This window comes from Streptomyces flavochromogenes, from assembly GCF_000717595.1.
GTDB lineage: Bacteria > Actinomycetota > Actinomycetes > Streptomycetales > Streptomycetaceae > Streptomyces > Streptomyces flavochromogenes.
In genome coordinates this window covers 395,206-408,005 of the sequence record NZ_JNZO01000018.1, presented here as the reverse complement: position 1 = coordinate 408,005, position 12,800 = coordinate 395,206, and the positions used below count along the sequence as shown (strand labels likewise).

Below are 12,800 nucleotides of genomic sequence, written 5' to 3'. Positions count from 1 at the left end.
GAGCCGTACGCCGCTCAGTTGCCCGTCAGGCTCGCGACCAGCTCGTCCGAGGCCGCGTACGGGTCGAGGTCGCCCGCCACGATCCGCTCCGCGAGCGCGTCCAGGCGCCGGTCGCCGTGCAGATCGCCGATCCGCTCCCGCAGGGCCGTGACCGCGATGGTCTCGACCTCGCGCGCGGCACGGGCCCTGCGGCGCTCCGCCAGGACCCCGTGCTCCTCCATCCATGCGCGGTGCTTCTCCAGGGCCTCCACGACCTCGTCGATGCCCTCGCCGCGCGCCGCGACCGTCTTGACGATCGGCGGCCGCCAGTCGCCGGGGCCGCGTGCCTCGCCCAGGCCCAGCATGTGGTTGAGCTCGCGGGCCGTGGCGTCCGCGCCGTCCCGGTCCGCCTTGTTCACCACGTACACGTCGCCGATCTCCAGGATGCCCGCCTTCGCGGCCTGGATCCCGTCGCCCATGCCCGGCGCGAGCAGCACGACCGAGGTGTCGGCCTGGGAGGCGATCTCGACCTCCGACTGCCCGACGCCCACGGTCTCCACGAGGATCACCTCGCAGCCGGCCGCGTCCAGGACGCGGATGGCCTGCGGGGCGGACCAGGCGAGACCGCCCAGGTGACCGCGGGTCGCCATCGAGCGGATGTAGACGCCCGGGTCGGAGGCGTGCTCCGACATCCGGACCCGGTCGCCGAGGAGCGCCCCGCCGCTGAACGGCGAGGACGGGTCGACGGCCAGGACGCCGACCCGCCTGCCCGCCCGCCGGTAGGCGGAGACCAGGGCGGACGTCGACGTGGACTTGCCGACGCCGGGCGAGCCGGTCAGGCCCACCACGTACGCGCCGCCGGTGAGCGGCGCCAGCGTCGCCATGACCTCGCGCAGCTGCGGGGACGCCCCCTCCACGAGCGAGATCAGCCGGGCCACGGCGCGCGGCCTGCCCTCCCGTGCCTGGGTGACCAGAGCGGGGACGTCCAGCATGTGCAGAGCTCCTTGCCCGACCTTGCCGAGGTGACTTACTTGCCGGCGACGCGGACGATCAGCGCGTCTCCCTGACCGCCGCCGCCGCACAGGGCGGCCGCGCCGATGCCGCCGCCGCGCCGCTTGAGCTCCAGGGCCAGGTGCAGCACCACGCGGGCGCCGGACATGCCGATCGGGTGGCCCAGCGCGATGGCGCCACCGTTGACGTTCACCTTCTCGGGGGTAACGCCGAGGTCCTTCATTGACTGCACGGCGACCGCGGCGAAGGCCTCGTTGATCTCGATCAGGTCGAGGTCGTCGACGGTCAGGCCGTCCTTCTTGAGGGCGTGCAGGATCGCGTTGGACGGCTGCGACTGCAGCGAGTTGTCCGGGCCCGCCACATTGCCGTGGGCGCCGATCTCGGCGATCCACTCGAGGCCCAGCTCCTCGGCCTTGGCCTTGCTCATCACCACGACGGCGGCGGCGCCGTCGGAGATCTGCGAGGAGGTGCCGGCGGTGATGGTGCCGTCCTTGGCGAAGGCGGGGCGGAGCTTGCCGAGGGACTCGACGGTGGTCTCCGCGCGGATGCCCTCGTCCTTGGAGAAGACGACCGGCTCGCCCTTGCGCTGCGGGATCTCGACCGGGGTGATCTCGGCCTCGAAGATGCCGTTCTTCTGGGCGGCGGCGGCGCGCTGGTGCGAGAGGGCGGCGATCTCGTCCTGCTCGGGGCGCTGGATGCCCAGGCGGCTGTTGTGCTTCTCGGTGGACTCGCCCATGGCGATGTTCTCGAAGGCGTCGGTGAGACCGTCGTACGCCATGGCGTCGAGCATCTCGATGGCGCCGTACTTGAAGCCCTCGCGGGACTTCGGCAGCAGGTGCGGCGCGTTGGTCATCGACTCCTGGCCGCCGGCGACGACCACGTCGAACTCACCCGCGCGGATCAGCTGGTCGGCGAGCGCGATGGCGTCGAGACCCGACAGACACACCTTGTTGATGGTGAGCGCGGGGACGTTCATGGGGATGCCGGCCTTGACCGCGGCCTGGCGGGCGGGGATCTGGCCGGCGCCCGCCTGGAGCACCTGGCCCATGATCACGTACTGGACCTGGTCGCCGCCGATGCCGGCCCGGTCGAGCGCGGCCTTGATGGCGAAGCCGCCGAGCTCGGCGCCCGAGAAGGACTTGAGCGAGCCGAGCAGGCGACCCATGGGCGTGCGGGCGCCCGCGACGATCACTGAGGTGGTACCGGTCGTTCCAGACATGAGGCACGGCCCCTAGGGATGAGAAGTGAACGAGGGTTTACCGCCAATGTACTGAGCGGCGGACCGCCGGGTCACCGGCCGGTCGGTGTGACGGCGCGCACGTTGCGTAACCACCGCGACGGCGCTGCACTGGAGGCATGCTGACGCGAATCGACCACATCGGGATCGCCTGTTTCGACCTGGACAAGACTGTCGAGTTCTACCGTGCCACGTACGGTTTCGAGGTCTTCCACTCCGAGGTCAACGAGGAGCAGGGCGTCCGCGAGGCCATGCTCAAGATCAACGAAACCTCGGACGGCGGGGCCTCGTACCTCCAGCTCCTGGAGCCGACCCGGGAGGACTCGGCGGTGGGCAAGTGGCTCGCCAAGAACGGCGAGGGCGTGCACCACATCGCCTTCGGCACGGCGGACGTCGACGGAGACGCCGAGGACATCCGTTCCAAGGGCGTCCGGGTCCTCTACGACCAGCCGCGGATCGGCTCCATGGGCTCCCGGATCACCTTCCTGCACCCCAAGGACTGCCACGGCGTACTCACGGAACTGGTCACCTCGGCAGAGCCGTCGGCTGACCACTCCTCAGCGGAGCACTGACCACCGGATTCCTGGCCCGGTAGAGTGGGCGACTCCGGGCCGGGGCCGGTCGGGGCCGCTCCGTGCGGCACCGTAGTCGGGATGTCGGGGTCGTCCGATCTGCCACGATTCCCCGGGGGTCCGTCCTCGGTCGAGAGGACGTGCTCGCTGGAGTTGCGACCAGGGTTGGGGTCTCCCCTGCTCGAAGAGCTCGGGGAAGGATGGACCGCGCAGTGCGGGGCTACGAACGCCAGGAGAGCCACCGAGCTGAAGACGACCATCTCGCCAGGTTCGAAGCCGAGATGGACCGGCTGAAGACCGAGCGCGAGAAGGCCGTTCAGCACGCCGAGGACCTCGGATACCAGGTCGAGGTCTTGCGCGCCAAGCTCCACGAGGCGCGGCGCACCATCGCGTCCCGGCCCGCCTACGACAGCGCGGACATCGGCTACCAGGCCGAGCAGCTGCTCCGGAACGCGCAGGCGCAGGCCGAGCAGCTCCGCCAGGACGCCGAGCGCGAGCTCCGCGACGCACGTGCCCAGACGCAGCGCATCCTCCAGGAGCACGCCGAGCACCAGTCCCGGCTCCAGGCCGAACTGCACAACGAGGCAGTCCAGCGCCGTCAGCAGCTGGACCAGGAACTCAGCGAGCGCCGGCAGACCGTCGAGGCGCACGTCAACGAGAACGTCGCCTGGGCCGAGCAGCTCCGCGCCCGTACGGAGTCCCAGGCCCGCCGCCTGATGGAGGAGTCCCGCGCGGAGGCCGAGCAGGCGCTCGCCACCGCCCGCGCCGAGGCCACCCGGCTCGCCGAGGAGACCAGCCGGCGCGTCGGCTCCGAGGCCGAGGCCGCCCGTGCCGAGGCCGAAGCGATTCTGCTGCGCGCCCGCAAGGACGCCGAGCGGCTCCTCGGCGCCGCCTCCAGCCAGGCGCAGGAGGCCACCAGCCACGCCGAGCAGCTCCGCTCGACCACCACCGCCGAGACCGACCAGGCCCGCCGTCAGGCCACCGAGCTCTCCCGCGCCGCCGAGCAGCGCATGCAGGAGGCCGAGGAGACGCTGCGCGTCGCGCGCGCGGAGGCCGAGAAGGCCCTCACCGAGGCCAAGGAAACCGCCGCCAAGCAGCTCGCCACCGCCGAGTCGGTCAACGAGCAGCGCACCCGCACCGCGAAGACGGAGATCGCCCGGCTGGTCGGCGAGGCCACCAAGGACGCCGAGGCGCTCAAGGCCGAGGCCGCGGAGAAGCTGCGCGAGGCGACCGCCGAGGCGGAGAAGCTCGTCGCCGAGGCCTCGGAGAAGGCCCGTACGGTCGCCGCCGAGGACTCCGCCGCCGCGCTCGCCAAGGCCGCGCGCAACGCCGAGGAGATCCTCACCAAGGCGTCCGACGACGCCCGCGAGACCACCCGGAAGGCCTCCGAGGAGGCCGAGCGGATCCGCCGCGAGACCGAGGCGGAGATCGACCGCCTGCGCTCCCAGGCCGAGGAGCAGGCGGACGAGCTGCTCGGTTCGGCGAAGGACGACACCAAGGAGTACCGCGCCAAGACGGTCGAGCTGCAGGAGGAGGCCCGCCGGCTGCGCGGCGAGGCCGAGCAGCTGCGCGCCGAGGCCATCGCGGAGGGCGAGCGGATCCGCGGCGAGGCCCGCCGCGAGGCCGTCCAGCAGATCGAGGAGGCGGCCAGCAGCGCCGAGGAGCTCCTCACCAAGGCCCGTACCGACGCCGACGAGATGCGGACGAAGGCCGGCGCCGAGAGCGAGCGGGCCAAGTCGGAGGCCATGGAGCGCGCCCAGACGCTCCGGACGCAGGCCGAGGAGACCCTGGAGCGGACCCGCGCCGAGGCCGAGCGGCTGCGCGCCGAGGCCGAGGAGCAGGCCGAGGCGGTCAAGGCGGCGGCCGAGAAGGCCGCGGCCGGGCTGCGCGCCGACGCCGAGCGGGCCGCCGAGGCCCGCCGCGCCGAGGCCGCCGAGGAGCTGACCCGGCTGCACACCGAAGCCGAGGCGAAGGTCGCGGCGGCCGGGCAGGAGCTCACCGACGCGCGCGCCGAGGGCGAGCTGATCCGGCGCGAGGCCGCCGAGGAGACGGAGCGGCTGCGGACCGAGGCCGCGGAGCGCGTCCGTACGCTCCAGGAGCAGGCCGAGCAGGAGGCCGAGCGGCTGCGCGCCGAGGCCGCGTCGGACGCGTCCGCCACGCGTACCGAGGCGGAGAGCGCCGCCGGACGGCTCCGCAAGGAGGCGACCGAGGAGGCCGAGCGGCTGCGGTCGGAGGCCCAGGAGACCGCCGACCGGGTACGGGCCGAGGCCGCCGCCGCTGCCGAGCGGGTGGCCACCGAGGCCGCCGAGGCGCTGGCCGCCGCGCAGGAGGAGGCCGTCCGGCGTCGCCGGGAGGCCGAGGAGACGCTCGAGTCGGCCCGTTCCGAGGCCGGCCGGGAGCGCGAGCACGCCCGCGAGCGGTCCGAGGAGCTTCTCGCCGCGGCCCGCAAGCGCGTCGAGGACGCGCAGGTCGAGGCGCAGCGCCTGGTCGAGGAGGCGGACGCGCGGGCGACCGAGATGGTCACCGCGGCCACGCGAGCCGCCCAGGAGGTACGGGACTCGGTGGCGGGTCTGCGCGAGCAGGCCGAGGAGGAGGTCGCCGGGCTGCGCAGCGCCGCCGAGCACGCGGCCGAGCGGACGCGTTCCGAGGCGCAGGAGGAGGCGGACCGGGTCCGCGCCGACGCGTACGAGGAGCGGGAGCGGGCGTCCGAGGACGCCGCCCGCACGCGGACGCGCGCGCAGGAGGAGACGGACGCCGCCAAGGCCCTGGCCGAGCGGACGGTCGCCGACGCGATCGCCGAGTCGGAGAAGCTGCGCGCGGACACCGCCGAGTACGCGCAGCGGGTACGGACCGAGGTGACGGATTCGCTCGCCGCGTCCGAGCAGGACGCGGCCCGCACCCGGGCCGACGCCCGCGACGACGCGAACCGGATCCGTTCGGAGGCCGCCGAGCGCGCCGAGTCGGTCGTCGGCGAGGCCCGTACCGAGGCGGACCGGATCGGCCGCCGAGGCCGAACGGCTCACCGCCGAGGCGGTCGAGCTCATGGAGACCACCGAGCAGGACGCCCGACGCCTCCGCACCGAGGCCGAACAGGTCAAGGCCGACGGGGAGGCGCACGCGGAGGCGCTGCGGGCGGCCGCGGTCGCCGCCGAGGCCGAACGGCTCACCGCCGAGGCGGTCGAGCTCATGGAGACCACCGAGCAGGACGCCCGACGCCTCCGCACCGAGGCCGGCCCGCAAGGCCGCCGACAAGCGCCGCAGCGACGCCGCCGAACAGGCCGACGCCCTGCTCGCGGAGGCCACGAGCGAAGCCGAACGGCTCACCCGCGAGGCGACCGCCGAGGCCGAACGGCTCACCCGTGAGGCCGGCGAACTCGTCGATTCCGTCACGGAGGAGGCGCGCGCCGCGGCAGAGGCGACCGTGAGCTCCGCCCGGCAGGACGCCGAGCGGATCCGTGCCGAGTCGGAGCGGCTCAAGGCCGACGCCGAGGCGGCGGCCGAGCAGATGCGCGCGGAGGCCCGCGAGGAGGCGGACCGGACGCTCGACGAGGCGCGGGAGGCCGGCGCCCGGAAGCGTTCGGACGCGGCCGAGCAGGCGGACCAGCTCATCGGCAAGGCGCAGGAGGAGGCGCTGCGCGCCACCACCGAGGCCGAGTCGCAGGCGGACATGATGGTCGGCGCGGCCCGCAAGGAGGCCGAGCGGATCGTCGCCGAGGCGACCGTCGAGGGCAACTCGCTGGTGGAGAAGGCCCGTACGGACGCGGACGAACTCCTGGTCGGGGCACGCGGCGACGCGACGGCCATAAGGGAGCGGGCCGAGGAGCTGCGGGGCCGCGTCGAGGGCGAGATCGAGGAACTGCACGAGCGGGCGCGCCGCGAGAGCGCCGAGCAGATGAAGACGGCGGGCGAGCGGGTCGACAACCTGATGAAGGCCGCGACGGAACAGCGGGCCGAGGCCGACGCGAAGGCCAAGGAGCTGGTCTCCGAGGCGAGTTCGGAGGCGAGCAAGGTCCGGATCGCGGCGGTCCGCAAGGCCGAGGCGCTCCTGAAGGAGGCCGAGCAGAAGAAGGCCTCGCTCGTCGCGGAGGCCGAGGGCATCAAGGCCGAGGCCGAGCGGACGCTGGCGGAGGCCCGGACCGAGGCGGAGAAGACGATCGAGGAAGGTCAGCGCGAACTGGAAGTGCTCGTGCGGCGCCGCAAGGACATCAATGCCGAGATCTCCCGTGTCCAGGACGTGCTGGAGGCGTTGGAGTCTTTCGAGACTCCGTCCGCCGGTACGAAGGATGGTGTCAAGGCGGGCGCATCAGCGGGGTCCACTCGTTCGAGTGGCAAGTCCCAGGACGGCTAGCCACTCAAAAGGCTGGACATTCTCCAGATCAAACGGGCATACGCTCGATGACACGCCGCTTCGGCCCCTAGGATTCCCTCTAACACCTCACCGGTCTCATTCGACAGGAAACCCATGAGCGACACATCCTCCCCCTTCGGCTTCGAGCTCGTGCGGCGCGGTTACGACCGCGGTCAGGTGGACGACCGCATTACCAAGCTCGTGTCCGACCGCGACAGTGCGCTGTCCCGCATCACCTCCCTGGAGAAGCGCATCGAGGAGCTCCACCTCGAGACGCAGAACGCCCAGGCGCAGGTCACCGACGCCGAGCCGTCGTACGCGGGGCTCGGCGCCCGAGTCGAGAAGATCCTCCGGCTCGCCGAGGAGGAGGCGAAGGACCTGCGTGAGGAGGCCCGTCGCGCCGCCGAGCAGCACCGCGAGCTGGCCGAGTCGGCCGCCCAGCAGGTGCGCAACGACGCGGAGTCCTTCGCGGCCGAGCGCAAGTCGAAGGCCGAGGACGAGGGCGTCCGCATCGTCGAGAAGGCGCAGGGCGAGGCCAACACGCTGCGCGCCGAGGCGCAGAAGGACGCGCAGTCGAAGCGCGAGGAGGCGGACGCCCTCTTCGAGGAGACCCGCGCCAAGGCCGCCCAGGCCGCCGCGGACTTCGAGACCAACCTGGCCAAGCGTCGCGAGCAGTCGGAGCGCGACCTGGCCTCGCGTCAGGCCAAGGCCGAGAAGCGCCTCGCCGAGATCGAGCACCGCGCCGAGCAGCTCCGCCTGGAGGCCGAGAAGCTGCGTACGGACGCGGAGCGCCGGGCCCGTCAGACGGTGGAGACCGCGCAGCGCCAGGCCGAGGACATCGTGGCCGACGCGAACGCCAAGGCCGACCGGATCCGCAGCGAATCGGAGCGCGAGCTCGCGGCGCTGACGAACCGCCGGGACTCGATCAACGCGCAGCTGACCAACGTCCGCGAGATGCTGGCGACGCTGACCGGTGCCGCGGTGGCGGCGGCCGGCTCCCCGATCGACGACGAGCGCCCGGCCGGCGTCCCGGCCCAGCAGTCCCGCTGACGCCCGTCCCCTGTACGGCCGCCCCCCGTACGGCCGTCCGGGTCGGGACCGTCGACCTGACGCACTGCCGGTAACGAGTTCGTAGCGTTCCCCAGAACCCCCTGTCATTCCGGTGGCGGGGGGTTTTGCGCACCCGTAGGTTGGGACGCATGATCGAGCTTGAGGGCCTGACCAAGCGATACGGGGCGAAGACCGCGGTCGACCATCTCTCCTTCCAGGTGCGTCCTGGGGTGATCACGGGCTTCCTCGGGCCCAATGGGGCGGGCAAGTCCACGACGATGCGGATGATGCTGGACCTGGACAACCCGACGAGCGGGACGGTCCGGATCGACGGCAAGCACTACCGGGAGCTCCAGGAGCCGCTGAAGTACATCGGCGCGCTGCTCGACGCCAAGGCCATGAACGGCGGCCGCTCCGCGTACAACAACCTGCTGTGCCTCGCGCAGTCGAACCGCATCCCCGAACGCCGGGTGAGCGAGGTGCTGGACCTGGTGGGTCTGACGCCGGTCGCGCGGAAGAAGTCGAAAGGTTTCTCCCTCGGTATGGGGCAGCGGCTCGGCATCGCGTCGGCGCTGCTCGGCGATCCCGAGATCCTGATGTTCGACGAACCCGTCAATGGTCTGGACCCCGAGGGAATTCACTGGATCCGCAATCTGATGAAGGCGTTGGCGGCCGAGGGCCGGACGATCTTCGTTTCCAGCCATCTGATGAGTGAAATGGCCCTGACAGCCGATCATCTGATCGTGATCGGACAGGGAAAGCTGCTGGCCGACACGTCGATGGCGGATTTCATCCAGGAGAATTCCCGGAGTTATGTACGGCTGCGCTCTCCGCAACAGGAGCGCCTCCGGGACCTGTTGCACGCGCACGGGTTCATCGCGGTCGAGGCGGGCAACGGCACCCTCGAGGTGGACGGGGCGACGACCGAGAAGCTGGGTGAACTCGCCGCCGAGAACGGGCTCGTGCTGCACGAGCTGAGCTCCCAGCGCGCCTCGCTCGAAGAGGCCTTCATGCAGATGACGGCAAGTGCGGTGGAGTACCACGCGCACGGCACCGATGTACACGGTGGCGCCCCGGCGCCCGGCCCCCAGTGGGGCACGACCTCCCAGGGAGCCTGAACGATGGCAGCGGTATCCGCGGTCCTGCAGTCCGAGTGGACCAAGATCCGGACGGTGTCGTCGACCGTCTGGACGCTGGCGAGCGCCCTGATCGTCACGGTGGCGATCGGCGCGGCGCTGTCCGCCGTGTTCAACTCCACCTTCGACGACCTCAGTGAGGTCGAGCGGGCCACCTTCGACCCGACGCTGGTCAGCTTCTTCGGGATGACCCTGGGGCAGCTGGCGATGGTGGTCTTCGGCGTCCTGGTGGTGGGGACCGAGTACTCCTCGGGCATGATCCGCACCTCCCTGGCGGCCGTGCCGCAGCGCGCGACCTTCCTCTTCTCGAAGGTCACGGTGGCGGGCGGGCTCGCGTTCGCCGTGGGGCTCGCGACGAGCTTCCTCTCCTTCTTCCTGGGGCAGGCGCTGCTCGGTGAGCACCGGGCCTCGATCGGTGACGACAACGTGCTGCGGGCGGTGATCGGCGGCGGGCTCTACATGGGCCTGATCGCGCTGTTCTCCATGGGCGTCGCGGCGATGCTGCGCTCGTCGATGCTCTCGCTCGGCATCCTGATGCCGTTCTTCTTCCTGGTGTCGCAGATCCTGGCGGCCGTGCCGAAGGTCAAGGAGGTGGCCCGCTACTTCCCCGACCAGGCCGGCTCGAAGATCATGCAGGTCGTCCCGGACGCCATGAACACGGAGGAGGCTCCGTACGGCCCGTGGGCCGGTCTGGGGATCATGGTGCTCTGGGTGGTGGCCGCGCTGGCCGGCGGCTATCTGGTGATGAAGAAGCGGGACGCCTGAGAGGCCGCCGGATCCGGAGACCGCCCGGAGGCCGTCTCCACTTCGCCGGAACCGTCAACGGCTGGATAAGCTCCTAGCTCATACGGGGGGCTCCGGCCGACGGCCGCCACGCCCCGACCATGGTGCGACCGACCTGTCGATGGGGCTGGAGAATGATCGAGGCAGTCGGCCTGACGAAGCGCTACGGCGCCAAGACGGCCGTGTACAACCTTTCCTTCCAGGTGAGGCCCGGTGTCGTCACCGGGTTCCTGGGGCCCAACGGGTCCGGCAAGTCGACCACGATGCGCATGATCCTCGGCCTCGACCGGCCGTCCGCGGGACATGTCACGATCGGCGGCCACCCCTTCCGGCAGCTGCCGAACGCGCCCCGTCAGGTCGGCGCGCTCCTCGACGCGAAGGCCGTGCACGGCGGGCGGAGCGCGCGCAGCCATCTGCTGTCGCTCGCGCAGCTCGCCGGCATCCCGGCGCAGCGCGTCGACGAGGTCCTCGGAGTCGTCGGCCTCCAGGACGTGGCCAAGCGGCGTTCCAAGGGCTTCTCGCTCGGCATGGGCCAGCGGCTCGGCATCGCGGCGGCGCTCCTGGGCGACCCGCAGGTGCTGCTCTTCGACGAGCCGGTCAACGGCCTGGACCCGGAGGGCATCCTCTGGGTCCGCAACCTGATGAAGAAGCTGGCCGCCGAGGGGCGGACGGTCTTCGTCTCCAGCCACCTCATGAGCGAGATGGCCCTCACCGCCGACCATCTGATCGTGATCGGCCGCGGGCAGCTGCTCGCGGACATGAGCGTCACGGACTTCATCTCGGCGAACTCCGCCGACTTCGCCCGGGTGCGGACGCCGCACACGGAGCCGGGGCAGCGGGAGAAGCTGACGGCGGCCCTCATGGAGGCCGGCGGCCAGGTGATGTCGGAGCCGGACGGCGCGCTGCGGGTGACGGGCCTGCCGCTGCCGCGGATCAGCGACCTGGCGCACGACGCGGACGTACGCGTCTGGGAGCTGTCCCCGCACCAGGCCTCGCTGGAGGAGGCGTACATGCGCCTGACACAGGGCGCCGTGGACTACCGCTCCACCGACGACCGGCTCGCGCACCTCCAGCCGCCGCAGCAGCCCGGCCACCCGGGGTACGGCATGCCGCCGCAGCCGGTGGTGCAGGACGTGCCGCAGCAGGGCTGGTACGCCCCGCCGCCGCCCGGGCAGAACCCGTACGCGGGGGCTCCCGGCCAGCAGCCCGTGCCGGGTCCGTACGCCCCTCCGGCCGCTCAGCAGCCGGCCGCCCCCCAGCCGAGCGACACCACCAAGGACGCCCGATGACCGCCCCCGCCCAGCACCACGCTCCGGCGCCGCACTCCTACGTCTCCCCCATCCCGGTCCGCAGGGCACACCTCGGTGACGCGCTCGCCTCCGAGTGGACGAAGATCCGCTCGGTGCGTTCGACGCTGTGGACGCTCGGGGTGATGGTCCTGCTGATGGTGGCCATCGGCCTGGGGGTGGCGGCGATCGCCGCCAACGCCGGCGAGCAGGGGATGGGCGACGAGTCGGCACTCGGCTTCGGCTTCTTCGGCATGCTTCCGGCCTCGATCTGTGTGATCACGCTCGGCGTGCTGACGATCGCCTCCGAGTACGGCACCGGCATGATCCGTACGACCCTGACGGCCTGCCCGAGCCGGGCCCGGGTGCTGACGGCGAAGGCGATCGTGTTCTTCCTGCTCGTCTTCACGGTGACCACCGTGGTGGCCGCGCTCGTGGGTGCGGTGCAGGTCGCCCTGGTGGATGCGGCGGACACGCCGACGACGGGCGAGTGGCTGCGGGCGACGGTCGGCGCGGGCGGCTACCTGGCCATGCTGGGGCTGCTGTCGCTGGCGCTCGGCACGCTGATCCGGCACTCGGCCGGTGCGATCACGGTGATGATCGGTGTGCTGCTGCTGCCGCTGGTGGCGGCCATGTTCATGTTCTCCGAGGCCTTGAAGTCGGTACAGGAGTGGCTCTTCACCTACGCGATCCCCTCGCAGATGATCGCGCTGTACGCCGCGCGGCCGCCGTTCGGGGACGACGGCCCGTCGGGCTGGGAGCCACTGCTGATCATGACCGGGGTCGCCGGGGTCGCACTCGCGGGCGCGTTCTCGCTGCTGAACAGCCGGGACGTCTGAGCGCCCCTGCCCCTTGCTTCTCCGAAGTGCCTCGGCTCGGCACTTCGGCTCAGTACTTCGGCGCGTTCCGGGACCGCTGCACCCTGCTGGTGCGGCGGTCCTTCGCGCTCCAGCAGGCCTTGTGCCAGTGCCGTCGGTCGTCCACTCCCCCGTACTCCGGCCAGGCGACCACGTGCGGGGCGCCGCCGGGGATCTCCTGGTCGCAGCCGGGGCAGCGGTAGCGCTTGCCGGGCGCGCTCGCGCCGGCGACGAGGCGGACGAACCACTCCTCGCCCTGCCAGGTCTCGGTACGCTGCACGCCGCCGTACCGGTCGCCGTGGTCGCCCTGCTGCTGCTCGGGCTTCTCGCCGCCTCGGGAACGGTTGTGGCGCGGGGACACGGGCACACCTCACGGGGTCTGGGAACACGGACCGTTCCCTCAAGCCTACGGGCCGCGATGCGGTGCCCCGGGCCCTGTCCGCGACGGCTTAGCCGAAAATCGCAAGAACTTCATGAACGGCCGTTGCCTTTGGCACGTGTCAGACGTTGGTGCCAGTGCGAGGGGAGTTACGCGTCGGCC

9 protein-coding genes and 1 pseudogene are annotated in these 12,800 nt (G+C 71.9%); 7 read left to right on the top strand and 3 right to left on the bottom strand.

What is annotated here, in order from left to right:
• Positions 1 to 14: 14 nt before the first annotated feature.
• Both meaB and IF00_RS0123625 read right to left on the bottom strand, forming a co-directional pair.
• Positions 15 to 971, bottom strand: coding sequence for a methylmalonyl Co-A mutase-associated GTPase MeaB (gene meaB, locus IF00_RS0123630; RefSeq protein ID WP_030321136.1), 957 nt, complete (start codon positions 969 to 971; stop codon positions 15 to 17).
• Positions 972 to 1,006: 35 nt separating this feature from the next.
• Positions 1,007 to 2,209, bottom strand: coding sequence for an acetyl-CoA C-acetyltransferase (locus IF00_RS0123625; RefSeq protein ID WP_030321135.1), 1,203 nt, complete (start codon positions 2,207 to 2,209; stop codon positions 1,007 to 1,009).
• Positions 2,210 to 2,346: 137 nt separating this feature from the next.
• Here IF00_RS0123625 and mce point away from each other — a divergent pair, with 137 nt between their 5' ends.
• From mce to IF00_RS0123590, 7 genes and pseudogenes are all read left to right on the top strand, one after another.
• Positions 2,347 to 2,799, top strand: a complete 453-nt coding sequence (gene mce / locus IF00_RS0123620; RefSeq protein ID WP_030321133.1) for a methylmalonyl-CoA epimerase — start codon at positions 2,347 to 2,349, stop codon at positions 2,797 to 2,799.
• A 212-nt stretch (positions 2,800 to 3,011) separates the two neighbouring features.
• Positions 3,012 to 7,147 (top strand): annotated as a pseudogene (gene scy / locus IF00_RS41530) (polarized growth protein Scy).
• Positions 7,148 to 7,261: 114 nt separating this feature from the next.
• A complete protein-coding gene (locus IF00_RS0123610; RefSeq protein ID WP_030321132.1) occupies positions 7,262 to 8,197 on the top strand; it encodes a coiled-coil domain-containing protein in 936 nt (311 codons plus the stop codon).
• Positions 8,198 to 8,346: 149 nt separating this feature from the next.
• The gene (locus tag IF00_RS0123605; protein WP_030321130.1) at positions 8,347 to 9,315 is read left to right on the top strand and encodes an ABC transporter ATP-binding protein; all 969 of its coding nucleotides are present in this window, start codon (positions 8,347 to 8,349) and stop codon (positions 9,313 to 9,315) included.
• Positions 9,316 to 9,318: 3 nt separating this feature from the next.
• Positions 9,319 to 10,098 carry an ABC transporter permease gene (locus IF00_RS0123600; protein WP_030321129.1) on the top strand — a complete coding sequence of 260 codons (780 nt, stop codon included), beginning with the start codon at positions 9,319 to 9,321 and terminating at the stop codon, positions 10,096 to 10,098.
• A 152-nt stretch (positions 10,099 to 10,250) separates the two neighbouring features.
• Positions 10,251 to 11,405, top strand: a complete 1,155-nt coding sequence (locus IF00_RS0123595; RefSeq protein WP_030321128.1) for an ATP-binding cassette domain-containing protein — start codon at positions 10,251 to 10,253, stop codon at positions 11,403 to 11,405.
• Entirely contained in the window at positions 11,402 to 12,241 is an 840-nt protein-coding gene (locus IF00_RS0123590) for an ABC transporter permease (protein ID WP_030321127.1), read from the top strand. The genes IF00_RS0123595 and IF00_RS0123590 overlap by 4 nt, the downstream gene beginning before the upstream one ends.
• 49 nt (positions 12,242 to 12,290) lie before the next feature.
• On the opposite strand, the gene IF00_RS0123585 is transcribed toward IF00_RS0123590, so the two are convergent.
• Positions 12,291 to 12,620, bottom strand: a complete 330-nt coding sequence (locus tag IF00_RS0123585; RefSeq protein ID WP_030321126.1) for a hypothetical protein — start codon at positions 12,618 to 12,620, stop codon at positions 12,291 to 12,293.
• Between the last annotated feature and the right edge of the window lie 180 nt (positions 12,621 to 12,800).

Coding starts and splice junctions, on each gene's coding strand:
- meaB (WP_030321136.1), bottom strand. CDS start 971: ATGCTGGACGTCCCCGCTCTGGTCACCCAGGCACGGGAGGGCAGGCCG.
- IF00_RS0123625 (WP_030321135.1), bottom strand. CDS start 2,209: ATGTCTGGAACGACCGGTACCACCTCAGTGATCGTCGCGGGCGCCCGC.
- mce (WP_030321133.1), top strand. CDS start 2,347: ATGCTGACGCGAATCGACCACATCGGGATCGCCTGTTTCGACCTGGAC.
- IF00_RS0123610 (WP_030321132.1), top strand. CDS start 7,262: ATGAGCGACACATCCTCCCCCTTCGGCTTCGAGCTCGTGCGGCGCGGT.
- IF00_RS0123605 (WP_030321130.1), top strand. CDS start 8,347: ATGATCGAGCTTGAGGGCCTGACCAAGCGATACGGGGCGAAGACCGCG.
- IF00_RS0123600 (WP_030321129.1), top strand. CDS start 9,319: ATGGCAGCGGTATCCGCGGTCCTGCAGTCCGAGTGGACCAAGATCCGG.
- IF00_RS0123595 (WP_030321128.1), top strand. CDS start 10,251: ATGATCGAGGCAGTCGGCCTGACGAAGCGCTACGGCGCCAAGACGGCC.
- IF00_RS0123590 (WP_030321127.1), top strand. CDS start 11,402: ATGACCGCCCCCGCCCAGCACCACGCTCCGGCGCCGCACTCCTACGTC.